The following is a 12,395-nucleotide window of genomic DNA, read 5'->3' as shown; positions in this document are numbered from 1 at the left end:
AAACTAATTATAACGTCAACTGCCCACTATCCCCTGTGTCTCGCGCGATGTGGCTTTACAGGAACACCCGAGGCTGTAACCTGAGAATAAACTTTATGCTTATGAATTAAAAGCTGATAAATAATCCAGAGAATGAAAATCGGAATCGCACTCAGAGCCAAGGTCCAGGTCGCCCCAATCGAACTATACAGGAAGCCTGCCATGATCGGGCCAATTGCCCAGCCGAAATCGTTAAACAAATTAATTACACCGGAAATCGCACCGTCGTTATCATGGTTTCTATCGAGGGAATGCAACCATGACCAGAGCGAGATACCGGCCATTTCATCGCCAGCGGTAGCCAAGAAACCGAAGAGCAGAAAGAGCCACCCAAAATTAAAACCAAGAAACATGGCTGCAATTGAAAAAATCATAAGCCCGAAGAAAACCAACGAACGGCGGTTTGCCTTATCGGCCAAATTACCAAGCAGAAATCCGAGCAAAACAATAGAAAAATCAAACATGCCGAGACCGATACCGAGCAACCCGTTATCTGCTTGGCCAGCCATAACCAAAGGCACCGTAAACCAAATAGCCCCGTAAAATATCGAGCCTGTCAGATTAAGCAGGAGTAACAGACCACTCGCTGGATTAAGCCGGCTTATTGCTTTTAAAGATGTAACTAAGGAGTGGCGACGAATATAGTGATGATGGGTCGGGATTTTGATCTCCGAATGCACTGAAACCGTATCCTTCGGACTGAAGAAAAGCATAATCAGCGACACAAACAAAAGGAAAAATAATAAGTAACCCATCCCTTTTGAAGAAATTAAAAGTACTAAAGGTAGCGCCGCGCTCGCCAAAACAATACCGACCGAACCAAACACGTCCCGAAGTGATATGAACCGGCCGGCACTTTCCTTAGGCGCGTGTGACAAAATATAGGCATTGACGCCAGGACCGAAAAAAAGCCAGCCAAACGTGCTGATTACCAGACTCAAAAGATAGGTTGTCTTAGTCAGGCCAAATGTAAAACACAACGCCGCGAACAAAAAGACGAAAGTTGTCAATTTTAAAAGACGGCGGTAACCGTAGCGATCCAAAATGTGTCCAGCGGGAACATCCAAAAGAAGCTGCACGATCGAACCACCACCCATAAGCAAACCGACTAACCACAAAGGAAACAATTTTTCACCAAGAGGAGAGACAAGTGAATAATGAAGGCCGCCGCCAAACTTAAAGAAAACCAGGAAAGCCCAGAACGGCAGAAATCTAAAGAAAATTTTACTCATCTTTGGGTCATGCTCATAGTCTAATTACCTATTGTCAAATCGGTGACTTTCTTTTTGGTGATTAAGACGCAGATTAAAATCAAAATGTAAAAAATTAGACCGAGTACGCAAGTCGGCAAGCCTAAAACATAAGCGGTAAAACCGCCGCTAAGAAGTCGAGGCATTTCAATCAAACTAAAATAACCGGCAAAAATAATTCCCAAGATTGAAACTCCGAGAATGGAATTAAGTCCTTTAGCCACATTCATTTTTCCGGTCCAAACCAAAACGGCCAAAATAGTCATGGCCGAATACATGGCAAAGCCATACCAACAAGCCGGATAGCCTAGAAAATAAGGGCAAGTTTCGTTAAAGGCACAGGTACTGGTAAATAATTTAACTCCGCTTAAATAACCGGCAAAAAGAAGTCCGGCAACCGAGAACATGAGAACCAACCTAAAGGCTACAGGTTTGTTGTTCATAATTTATGATTTAATTCTTGAATCCTAAATCCAGATTCTTGAATCTATCTTTTGTTCTTAGCAGCCTTAATAAATTCAGTGAAAAGCGGATGAGGTTTTAGAGGCTGGGCTAAAAACTCAGGATGGAATTGAGTCCCCAAAAAGAATGGGTGTTTGGATCTCGGCAACTCGGCAATTTCCATCAGCTTGCCGCTTGGCGAGACACCGGAGAAAACCAAACCGGCTTTCTCTAGCGCTTCAACATATTCAAAATTAACTTCAAAACGATGGCGGTGGCGCTCTTTGATTGTGGTCGCGCCATAAGCTTCATAGGCGACTGTCCCCTTTTTAATCGTAGCCGGATAAAGACCCAAGCGCATGGAGCCGCCATAATTACCTTCCGCCAACTTTTGCTTTTGATCAGGCATAATGTCGATTACCGGATTGGCAGTTTTTGGATTAATTTCAGTAGTATTGGCATCGACCAAGCCCAAGACATTTCGCGCGTATTCAACCACCGCAAGTTGCATGCCATAGCAAAGACCGAAGTAAGGAATTTGGTGTTCCCTGGCAAATTGGATAGCCTTAAGTTTGCCTTCAATACCGGACTCACCAAAACCACCCGGTACAATGATGCCTTGATATTTCTTCAGTTCAGAGGCATCGGATTTTTTGCCTTCAAAATTTTTAGCATTCAACCAAGAAATTTCCGCTTTCACCCCAACTTTTCCGGCCGAAAACTTAATCGCCTCGATGACCGAGATATAGGCATCGGAAAGAACGAAATCGCCGGTATCAAAATACTTTCCAACAATGGCAATCTTAACTTTCTCTTTAGCACCTTTTATTTTTGAGACCATTCGTCGCCACTCAACCAGGTCCTTGTGCTTCGGCTTCAAGTCAAAAATGTCCAAAACTCGATTGCCAAGACCGTCCTTCTCAAAATTTATAGGCACATCGTAAATGCTCTCAATATCGGGAGCCGAAATCACGTTGTCCATCGGCACACCGGTCGAAAGTGCAATTTTTTCTTTGCGCTTTTTATCGAGCGGCACTTCGCTTCTCGCAATAATCATGTCGGCGTTGATGCCATAAGAATTGAGCTGACGAACCGCATTTTGAGTCGGTTTAGTTTTCATCTCGCCAATATTGTTCGGCACCGGCAAATAACTTACCAAAACAAACATCACATCTTTGGGATGACGCAGTTTGAGAATTCGAGCGGCCTCCAAGAAAATCGCATTCTGATATTCGCCAACCGTGCCCCCGATTTCAACCACTGTGATATCAGCGTCAGTTTTGTGGACCGAGGTCTTAATCCGGCGCAAGATTTCTTCGGTAATATGATAGACCGGCTCGACACACTTACCTTTATAGCCTAGCGCCCGCTCCTTATCGATTACATATTTGAAAACCATGCCGTTCGTCATATAGTTGTCGGCCGGCATACTTTGACCCAAGAACCGCTCATAATTGCCCATATCCTGGTCAGTCTCAAGGCCCGAATCCAAGACGAAAACTTCCCCGTGTTCAGTCGGATTCATCGTGCCGGCATCCACATTGAGATACGGATCGGCTTTAATTAAACTGACTTTAAAACCTTTGGACTGCAAAATCGTGCCGATTGAAGCCGTCGTGACACCCTTCCCGACTCCAGACATCACCCCGCCCACTACGAACATGAACTTATGGGTTTTTTTATGAGACATAAAAAGTATAAGTATAAAGTATATGTATAAGTATGAAGAAATGTCACTTCCAATCTTGGGCTGATTTTATCAGCCCAGAAGCCAGTCTGTCTACTCTAGACAACTGCACCTCACAATTCTCAAAATCGTTCAGGGAAATGTATCCTAAATCTTTCGCAATCAGTAGTTGACTCTCAACTTCCGACACCGAGCCTTTGGCCGTTGAGTAAAAGTGAGATTTATCTTTTTTTGAATTTCTTGTAAAACCTTCGGCAATGTTCGAAGACACAGAAACCACGGCCCTTCTTAACTGACTGGTCAGCCCGAACATTTCATCCTTTGGAAATAACTTGGTAAGCTGATATACCTTGAGTACTAGCTTATGGGCTTCCTGCCAGGCAACTAAATCCTTAAATCTTTGTATCTTTTCCATCTTTATCTTTGGTCCATACCATATACCATATACCTGATACCATATACCTCTCTAGACCTTCAGGTATTTCGATACCGCGAGAACGCTTGAGATTGCGCCAAGGACAACCCCGACCCCCAAGATAATCAGGCTGACTTGCCAGAAATTACTGATGTAGTAGTTGAAGATATTGATGCCAGCAAAAAAATTCGCACTCACTTTACCGAGCGAATAGGTTAGCGGATAAAAGATTACGAGAGTGACTATTCCGGAAAACAGTCCGTACATAATGCCACTAATCATAAACGGCCCGCGAATATATTTGTTGCTCGCCCCCACCAACTTCATCACAGAAATTTCCTCTCGGGAAATATAAATGATGAGCCTGATGGTATTGAAAGTGATTAAAATTGATAGAATCGCTAAAATAACCGTGACGGCAACACCCAATCTTTCGGCCGAATCGATAATCTGGGTCAACTTGTCGATGGCAATCTTGTTTTGGTAGTAGTTAACCTTATCAATAATCGAGGCACCGTCTTTCGAGAGAACGGTCTTGCTTTCCAAAAACTTGGCAATACCCTCATACTGGGAAGTCTCTTTGGCCTTAACATTTAACACGGCGCCGAGAGGGTTATCGCCAAGTTCGGCAATCGCCTGTAGGGTTAAGGTGTCATTCTCGTGGCGCTTCTTGAAATTTTCGAGCGCCCGGTCTTTGGAAACATACTCCACGCCCAAAACCTCCGGCAGAGCCTCGAGCGACTTCTTGATGGTCAGAATACCGTCCTCGGGCGCGGAAGTGACAAAATAAACATTAACATCAACTTTCTGTTTCAGTTCGGTAAGTGAAGACCGCAAAATAACGCTCAAAAAAATAACTGAACCGATTACAAACAAAGTGACAGTCATAACCAGAACGGTCGAGAGCGAGATGAAGCCGTTGCGCCAAAAATTAACGAAACCGGTTTTGACTATTCTTTTGAGGTTGATCCAGAGCATTTTAATTAGTGAGTAGTTAGTAGTGGGTAGTGAGTAGTTTAAGACTAGAGGGCGTACTTTCCCTTTTTATCGTCACGGATAATTTTACCACGCTCCATGGTAATCACGCGGTGCCCTAGAGAATCAATAACGCCTTTATTGTGAGTAGTCAAAAGCACGGTTGTCCCCAGGTCATTGATTTTTTTTAAGATTTGGACAATCTCAAAGGTGTTGACCGGATCAAGATTTCCGGTCGGTTCATCGGCGATAATAATATCCGGCTGGTTTACAATCGCCCGCGCAATCGCCACTCGTTGCTTCTCGCCACCGGAGAGCTGGTGAGGGAAATTCCACATCTTAGGACCAAGATCAACGAGCTCCAGAACATGCGGAACATCGGACTCGATTTCTTCATCGGTCTTGCCGGCCGCTTCCATAGCGAATGCCACATTTTCATAAGCAGTTTTGTGAGGTAAGAGGCGAAAATCTTGAAAAACCGCCCCAACTCTCCGACGGTAGGTGTTCATATCGGCCTTGCGGAGATTGTGAATGTTCGTTGATTCAAAAAAAACGGAACCCTCGGTCGGCCGATCTTCAGCCAAAAGCATCTTGAGCAAAGTAGTTTTGCCGGCACCGGAATGGCCAACAATTGAGACAAATTCCTTCGGCTCGACCGAAAAAGAAACCTCGGAAAGGGCAATCGACTCGTCTGGATAAATTTTTGAAACTTTGTCGAAGTAAATCATGGGGAAGTATATGGTATTAAGTATATAGTATATGGTATAGGGAGCTGAGAAAATGCAAAAATTAGCGACTGATAGGAAAATTATAGCATAAAAATAAGAGACCCAGCGCATCTAATGCGTTGGGTCCAAAACTCAATCAGCTTGAAGAGGAGAAAAGAGGTAACTAGTCTGATGAAGGGTGTGAACACCCTTTAACTCTTTGGATTCGTGATCGGGGGCACTGAGAAGACCTTCCCCCACTTGGCCGTCAGAGATACCGAAAACTTTGGTAAGGTGAATCCTCCCTTTCAACCTATGCCGTGTACTCAAGACCGGGGACAGAGACTTCCCTGACGCGACTGGAATTTCTCTGCCGGAAAAAAGCTTCTCGTACCTTTCCAATTCCTCCCACGGAATACCGACCGGGGTTGCAAAGATATCTCCCTGACGAACGGTTTTTGTCCCGAAAAGTTTTTCCGCCAAGCGGGCTTGATCCGGGAACAGACTTTCAAAAAAGGCTTCCTCGCCGTCCTCAATAAAAACATCCATCGGCCGACGACTCAACTGAACCAAAAAAGGTTCTTCATCTGTGCCCCCGAAAAACACCACGTCGTTCGGGGCCCGATAAATAAATTGTCGTCCATCGAGTAAGGGATAAAACTCATCTTGAGCTCTTCCGACCAATCGGATTGTTTTCCCGTCTCGAAAGGCTACGAAATCAGCGTGGGTAGGATTTCCGAATCTCAACTCGGCTTTGCCGGCACGAGCTGGTAACTTACCTCGGAATTCAAACAACTTCATAATCTGCCTTTCTTTGGTTGTTAAAAGGAACTAGCTTGGCTTCATTTGTAGAATACTGCTGTGTAGCAATTTGTCAAGTGCCTGATGGCAAATTAAAACCGCCCGAGTTTGCTCTTGCAAACTTGGGCGGATGTAGTGAATTTGGTCAGTTCACGGAGCCGGCAGCAATCCGCTTGTTGGAATACCGCTTGTCCCCCGTGACGTTCTTGACCACCTTGATGAAGGGTGGCAGCTTCAATTCCGGCGCCCGGTCGGTTCTTTCGGCCTCCATCAAATAGAGACCCCTAGCCGACCCTTCGAAGATGTCGACTTCGAAGAATTGGTTTTTCCAGAAGAAACAGATCCGCCGTTTCCGAATCGTCTGCATCTTCGGGTCCTTGAGAGTAAGCAGAGATTGGTACTCCCGCTCGGTGATCATTTTCTCCTGTTCAACTCGCTCACCAGGCCGAAGCTCGCGCTTGACCGTGTAGTAGTAGGAGAAGTTTTTACCATCACCACGGGCCCGAACTCGTCTTTCCTCACCCTCGGCCGGAGACACCAAGTAATCTTGGACAATCTGACTCTCGGTCCAAGAGACTTTGAACTTCTTGAGGTCGACCGGTTTAATTAGGAATTTGTCTTCCTTTTCAATCGGTACCGGGTCGCCAAGCACTCCGCAGACTTCCGCGAGCAATCTTTTCATTTTGCCCTCGAAATCCGTGCTGTTATCAATCACCCGTGGATGAGCATGCCCTTGCCAGGCCTGAAGCGTCTTTGCGTCCAGCTTTCTCGCCTGCGCCGGAGTTTCGATCCTTGCGGCATTGTTTTCGAGGGTGTAGAACTGCTCGGCCCCGATTGCTGCCGTCTGCAAGTGCATCACCGCGTGATAGCGACCGTCGCGAACCGCGAGCCGATCCAGACTGAATCGTTCAAGCATCTGCCCAAAAGTTTTCTCGCCGACATAAGCCTCGCCATCCATCATCCCTCGGTCACAGAGCACCACCACTTTCTTGCCTTGCCTGAGATAGGAACTGGCAATCTGGAAGAATCGTGCCTCCTGATCCATCGTGTCCAAGAGGATGTGCTCCTGAAATTCCGGCCAGGATAACTCACCCGGGGTCATACCGCCACTGATTAATTTTGTCGCCGTCTCCGGAACAACCAGAACTTTGTAACCCCGGTCAGTAAGCTTCTGTTTGAGGTATGACAGGCCGGTGGTCTTGCCACTGCAGGGACCACCGGTAATCACAATCACCGTGATACCTTCCTCGAGTCCAAGAATCGACTGCGCTAGGTTTATCGTCATACTTTCGGATTTCCTTTCTTCAGGTTTAGGTTCAGGGACAAAAAAGACCGGCTTGTTGCCGATCCGAATTCACCATTTCAAGGTGCTTTCGATTTTACAAGCCGGTTTGCCGGTATTGCCTGGTTCCGACTTGACTGGCAGAAGTATAGCAAATTAACGACCACTTGTCAAGGAGTCGTTTGTCCGGAAAATTTCCCTTTATATTCTGCCCCGCCTTCGCAATATTCAAAAATAAATTGGCAAATTTTGGTGCCGGGAAAAATCGTAAGCGGAGTCGGTCCCAAGTTAGCAATCTCTAAAACCTGATGACTATCAATCCCAGGTTGCATAAATGGTGAAGAAATATGAACCATAAGACCTACTCGGGCAAAACGACTTCGCCCTTCCAGCCAGCCGGCAATGTTGGGTGCCAGAGTAATTTTCTCCTCAGTCACCCCGAGCACCGCTTCCCCAGGTTGCATCGTATAACCAGCTTCAGTCATCTCAATCAATTCTGTAATGTGAGCGAAATCGGCATCGTCGTGAACCGGATAAGCTTCTTTTTGTTTAGTAAAAATTCTCAAGCTTTTCCCCAAAGCCAAATCATAAGAGGCTGGTCCCAAAAGTTTTTCCTCAAAAGCTGAAATTTTAATATTTCCTTTTTCAATCTCTTTTAAAATTATGTCGCGGGTTAAAATCATATTTTAAATTATACCCCACTATCTGCCCAAAAGATAAGACTGGCAAACTTTCGTTTGCCAGTGTGACTAGATTTTAGTAAGGCCTCCAGTCTGGGTCATCCCGCGGGTCCCATTCGCGGCCGTGCTTAAACTTAAAATGCTCCTCCTCGTGTGCTCGCTGTACCTGTTCCATTCGAAGTTCTGCTTGCCATTTTTCTTCAGCTACTTCTTTAACTTTGAGTTCCGGCAGACAAGCCTCTAGCTGTTCACGTATTGTGGTACTATCCTTGGGTAAAATTTTAAGAAGATCCTCGAGAAGTTGTCGTGCTTTGGAACAGGCCGAGGTGTGATTAATCAATACTGTTATGATTTGGTTCATCAGTTTTTCCCTTCATTTTATTTTGTTGTCGAAGAACTTCTGTTTCGCTCTTTTGAGCTCATCAGCCGAGACACTCATCTCGGGACAGAAAGGGGTTCGGGATCGAACCGAACCCCTATTTTCTATTCCTCCCTTTCAGCCCTCTTGCGCTGCTTAGGCGTCTTCTCAAACCAGCGCCAACCGTTCGAATCCTGCCAAGGTAGTTGTCCGTGGATATTCAGACCGCCACGTGGACCTATTATCACCTGATAGGTACGCGCGTAGAACATTCCGACTGCACTATCCCCGGGATTAGCAAGTCCGTTTTGTTCGGCGAAACTCCGAGCCCAATTCTTTCTTTGCCCAAAGTATTGCTTCTTCATTTCCAACTGATCACACCAACGGTCTAGTCTTTCGAGGCCCATATGTTTTTTCGGTTATGCTCGTTGCCGAGCGGGTTTGGGTTTTAGGTTTGGGTACACAAAAGGCCTGAGCGGGGTGCTCAGGCCTCATTAAAGTCTTGAAGATTGGATGCGCACCCTTTTTCAAGGTGCTGGAGATTTTACAAGCCGATTCGCCGGTGTTTTTTGGCTCCGACTTGTCTAAAGCCCTATGATAGCATATTCAATTAGAAAGTCAAGCCCAAAAACGATTTCTTTCTGCTCGATACCAAAAAAATGGCCCCGTTAGGCCACTTTTACAGATGCGACCTGGGCCATGTCGAGAAGACGCTTTGTCAGTTGTTTAGGTAGACCGAACACGCTTTCAGGTTCACCTTGGACTTCCTTGATGTATTTTTGTAATAAAGGCTCGTCAATCATAAAGGCGCCCGACATTTCCATGATTTCCCCTTTCTCGATAAGTCGGTCAACAAGCTCATCTGGAATCCGGTCAAAAAATACTTTCGCGATATCCAACCCTTCGAATCTCTTGCCAGATTTCGTATCAGTCACGACCACGGTAGCAGTCGTCTCGGCCGGATGGTCTACATAACGACTTAGGAAATCCTTAGCCTGGGCGGGGCTTTCTGGTTTTTCTAAAATCTGACCATTACAGACAACCACCTGATCTGAGGTGATGAGGATTGCCGGACTTTTTATCCTTTCCAGCAAGGCGTCGGCCTTGGCATTGGCGAGTAGCGAAGTCAGCTTCTTGGGATCATCGTGGCGAATCGCCTTTTCATCTATACCCGGGCTCATTACAGAAAACTTGTACCCCAAATCCGCAAGGACTTTTTTCCTACCGGATGAGCTCGAGCCTAAAATAATATCCTGTTTCATTGTGGTATATGGTTTATAAAAGCTTTAGTTACCAAACTGTTTCTGCTCGGCCTCAGCCTATAACTGCTGTTCGGCTAAAATAAACTCGTCGAGCTCCCCGTTTAACACCTTATCAATCTGCGCGGTTTCGACATTAGTGCGGTGGTCTTTAACCATTTTGTAGGGATGAAATACGTAGGAGCGAATTTGGTTCCCCCACTCAATCGAAGTGGTTTTAGACAGATACATTCCCTTTTCTTTGGCCAACCTTTCGTCCTCGCGCATTTTGTAAATCTTACCCTTCAAAATATCCATAGCTTTTTCGCGATTCTGGTGTTGCGAACGCTCACTTGAGACATGGGCCGAGAGATTGGTTGGGATATGCACGATCCGAACAGCCGTCTCTCGTTTATTCACATTTTGACCACCTGCCCCGCCGGCGCGCGCAAATTCAATTCTCAACTCATCGTCAGGTATTACCACATCGGCAGTCTTTTCAAATTTTGGGATTATCTCAACCATTGAAAAAGAGGTGTGCCGAAGTTGTTTGGCGTTAAATGGCGAAATCCTCACTAAGCGATGAACGCCTGATTCGCCTTTCAGAGTACCGTAGACATTCTTACCTGAAACTTCGACGGTTAGATTACGATAACCACCATGGTCATTTTCATTATCATGAAGTAGTCGACAACTGAAACCCTGCTTAGCAAAATATTTCTGATACATTTCAAAAAGAATCCTGGAGAAGTCCTCAGCGTCATCACCACCGGCGCCGGAAAGAATCGTCATAATCGCGTCACCCTTGTCATACTTCCCTTCACCAGCCAAGTCAGCTTTTAAATCGGCAATTTCCTTGATGACTGACTGCGCCCGATTTTTGTCCGCCCAAAAATCGGGCGCCTGCATTTCCGCCACCAATTCCACCAATTTTTGATTTTTAGCTTCCATAGGCATTAGTCTATCAGAATTTTAATAATATAAAACGCCTGGCCCCCGAAAGGGTGGCCAGGCGCAACGGGAGAGGATGCGAACAAAACGCCTTTAAGTGCTCAAATGGCAAAGCGAGCTGTTCGGAGTAAAGACTCTCACACGACTCTCCACTCCAGAAATGGTATTACGAGACAAACAAAATGGCAAGGCAGTAAACCCACTTCCTCGATACACTTAATCATGATAGACTAAGTACATATGTATCTTATCTACCATGATTAAAAGAAGCGAATTAACTGAACTGTATCAGAATAGCAAACTCTCTGCAGCACAGATTGCTGAAAAGATTAATTGCTCAGAAGGTAAGGTGAATTACTGGCTGAGCAAATACGAAATAAGCAAAAGATCAATTTCTGAAGCTATATACCAAAAACATAATCCGCTTGGTGATCCTTTTATGGTGACATTCCCAAAAAATGTAGACGAGGGAGTTCTTTACGGATTAGGTCTTGGCCTTTATTGGGGAGAGGGAGCAAAGCGTGGCAACGGCGGAGTGCGACTTGGAAACACCGATGCCAATCTTATTAGAAAATTTATTGATTTTTTGGAAGTGTTTTATTCTATCAACAAAAAGAGCCTACACTTTGGGCTTCAAATTTTTGGCGATATTTCACCAGAGAAGGCACTGAGTTTTTGGACCAAAACTTTGAAAGTTAGCAAAAAACAATTTTATAAGATAATAATTTCTAAAGTCAGAGGAAGTGGAACCTATAAATATAAATCTGAGAATGGTGTGCTGATGGTATACTTCAACAATATCAAACTTAAAAGGCTACTGTGCGACAAGATTGATAATATCTAGAAAATATAATAGTCTATGTGGGTGCTAAGCCGTTGTAGCTCAGTCGGTAGAGCACGTCATTGGTGGGTCGTAACCCCCCTGCCCATTTGGAGAGTAATCTCCTTATGAATCCCGAATAACGGTTAAAGTCCCTCTGGGATAAGACCGTGGCGATAAAGTCGCCCGAACGACTGACAAGGGTTTCCGTCTATGATACGGAAAAAGATACAGTCTAGTCCTCCTGCAAAGAGAGGTGCAAACGAATGACGAGGTCTCCAGTTCAATCCTGGACAACGGCTCAAGACAAATGCCCGCCCCGTGGGCGGGCATTTGCAATAAGCCGAAGTAGCTCAGTTGGTAGAGCACCACTTTCGTAAAGTGGGGGCCGCCAGTTCAATCCTGGCCTTCGGCTCCAAATTTAGCCTAAATCTTTAAAAGATATCGAACAGTTTTGCAAAATTAAAAGCCGCTCCACTCGGAACGGCTGACACAAATCAAAGACCGGCGGCCCTGGCGTTTTTCATAAATTGGCGGACATTCGATGGTCGCCAGACCATAAAACCGCCTTGCGCATTCCATACAACTACGAGACAAAAGACCATGCCAATCATACACAGGTCGTAATTGGCATTATAGATGTTCCAAGCGGAAACGCCGATAAGAAACAGGTCAAACAGATTCAGAAAAATCTGGAGAACATAACGCATAATCGCCTTTCTTTTTCTACCAACAATATACTGCAAAAAAT

The 12,395-nt window shown here is 45.3% G+C and carries 14 protein-coding genes and 1 tRNA gene; 2 read left to right on the top strand and 13 right to left on the bottom strand.

Annotated elements, in window-relative coordinates; translation table 11 throughout:
• Window positions 1-26: 26 nt before the first annotated feature.
• From WCT25_02060 to WCT25_02005, 12 genes are all read right to left on the bottom strand, one after another.
• Complete coding sequence (locus WCT25_02060) at window positions 27-1,271, bottom strand: MFS transporter (GenBank protein ID MFA6536197.1); 1,245 nt, start codon at window positions 1,269-1,271, stop codon at window positions 27-29.
• Between the two features lie 20 nt (window positions 1,272-1,291).
• Window positions 1,292-1,732 carry a hypothetical protein gene (locus tag WCT25_02055; protein MFA6536196.1) on the bottom strand — a complete coding sequence of 147 codons (441 nt, stop codon included), beginning with the start codon at window positions 1,730-1,732 and terminating at the stop codon, window positions 1,292-1,294.
• Between the two features lie 44 nt (window positions 1,733-1,776).
• Window positions 1,777-3,420 (bottom strand): CTP synthase, encoded by a 1,644-nt coding sequence (locus WCT25_02050; protein ID MFA6536195.1) that lies wholly within the window; start codon window positions 3,418-3,420, stop codon window positions 1,777-1,779.
• Window positions 3,421-3,463: 43 nt separating this feature from the next.
• The gene (locus WCT25_02045) at window positions 3,464-3,832 is read right to left on the bottom strand and encodes a four helix bundle protein (GenBank protein ID MFA6536194.1); all 369 of its coding nucleotides are present in this window, start codon (window positions 3,830-3,832) and stop codon (window positions 3,464-3,466) included.
• 51 nt (window positions 3,833-3,883) lie between these two features.
• Window positions 3,884-4,810 carry a permease-like cell division protein FtsX gene (locus WCT25_02040; GenBank protein ID MFA6536193.1) on the bottom strand — a complete coding sequence of 309 codons (927 nt, stop codon included), beginning with the start codon at window positions 4,808-4,810 and terminating at the stop codon, window positions 3,884-3,886.
• Window positions 4,811-4,854: 44 nt separating this feature from the next.
• Window positions 4,855-5,535 (bottom strand): cell division ATP-binding protein FtsE, encoded by a 681-nt coding sequence (ftsE, locus tag WCT25_02035; protein MFA6536192.1) that lies wholly within the window; start codon window positions 5,533-5,535, stop codon window positions 4,855-4,857.
• 132 nt (window positions 5,536-5,667) lie between these two features.
• Window positions 5,668-6,315 (bottom strand): hypothetical protein, encoded by a 648-nt coding sequence (locus WCT25_02030; protein MFA6536191.1) that lies wholly within the window; start codon window positions 6,313-6,315, stop codon window positions 5,668-5,670.
• A gap of 145 nt (window positions 6,316-6,460) precedes the next feature.
• On the bottom strand, window positions 6,461-7,600 hold the full coding sequence (locus WCT25_02025; GenBank protein ID MFA6536190.1) for an AAA family ATPase: 1,140 nt from the start codon (window positions 7,598-7,600) through the stop codon (window positions 6,461-6,463).
• A gap of 167 nt (window positions 7,601-7,767) precedes the next feature.
• A complete protein-coding gene (dcd, locus tag WCT25_02020; GenBank protein ID MFA6536189.1) occupies window positions 7,768-8,280 on the bottom strand; it encodes a dCTP deaminase in 513 nt (170 codons plus the stop codon).
• 73 nt (window positions 8,281-8,353) lie between these two features.
• Window positions 8,354-8,638, bottom strand: coding sequence for a hypothetical protein (locus tag WCT25_02015; protein MFA6536188.1), 285 nt, complete (start codon window positions 8,636-8,638; stop codon window positions 8,354-8,356).
• Window positions 8,639-9,303: 665 nt separating this feature from the next.
• Entirely contained in the window at window positions 9,304-9,897 is a 594-nt protein-coding gene (locus WCT25_02010) for a Maf family nucleotide pyrophosphatase (GenBank protein MFA6536187.1), read from the bottom strand.
• Between the two features lie 57 nt (window positions 9,898-9,954).
• Complete coding sequence (locus WCT25_02005) at window positions 9,955-10,824, bottom strand: PCRF domain-containing protein (protein MFA6536186.1); 870 nt, start codon at window positions 10,822-10,824, stop codon at window positions 9,955-9,957.
• 256 nt (window positions 10,825-11,080) lie between these two features.
• On the opposite strand from WCT25_02005, the gene WCT25_02000 reads away from it, so the two are divergent.
• Window positions 11,081-11,668, top strand: a complete 588-nt coding sequence (locus tag WCT25_02000) for a hypothetical protein (GenBank protein MFA6536185.1) — start codon at window positions 11,081-11,083, stop codon at window positions 11,666-11,668.
• A 318-nt stretch (window positions 11,669-11,986) separates the two neighbouring features.
• Window positions 11,987-12,062: transfer RNA gene (locus WCT25_01995), tRNA-Thr, on the top strand.
• A 79-nt stretch (window positions 12,063-12,141) separates the two neighbouring features.
• On the opposite strand, the gene WCT25_01990 is transcribed toward WCT25_01995, so the two are convergent.
• Window positions 12,142-12,354 carry a hypothetical protein gene (locus WCT25_01990; protein MFA6536184.1) on the bottom strand — a complete coding sequence of 71 codons (213 nt, stop codon included), beginning with the start codon at window positions 12,352-12,354 and terminating at the stop codon, window positions 12,142-12,144.
• Window positions 12,355-12,395 lie beyond the last annotated feature (41 nt).

It is taken from the genome of Candidatus Paceibacterota bacterium (assembly GCA_041666545.1).
Taxonomy (GTDB): domain Bacteria; phylum Patescibacteriota; class Minisyncoccia; order Phycocordibacterales; family JBAYGS01; genus JBAYGS01.
The sequence above is the reverse complement of the archived record's forward strand: the minus strand, read 5'-3'. Positions and strand labels throughout refer to the sequence as shown.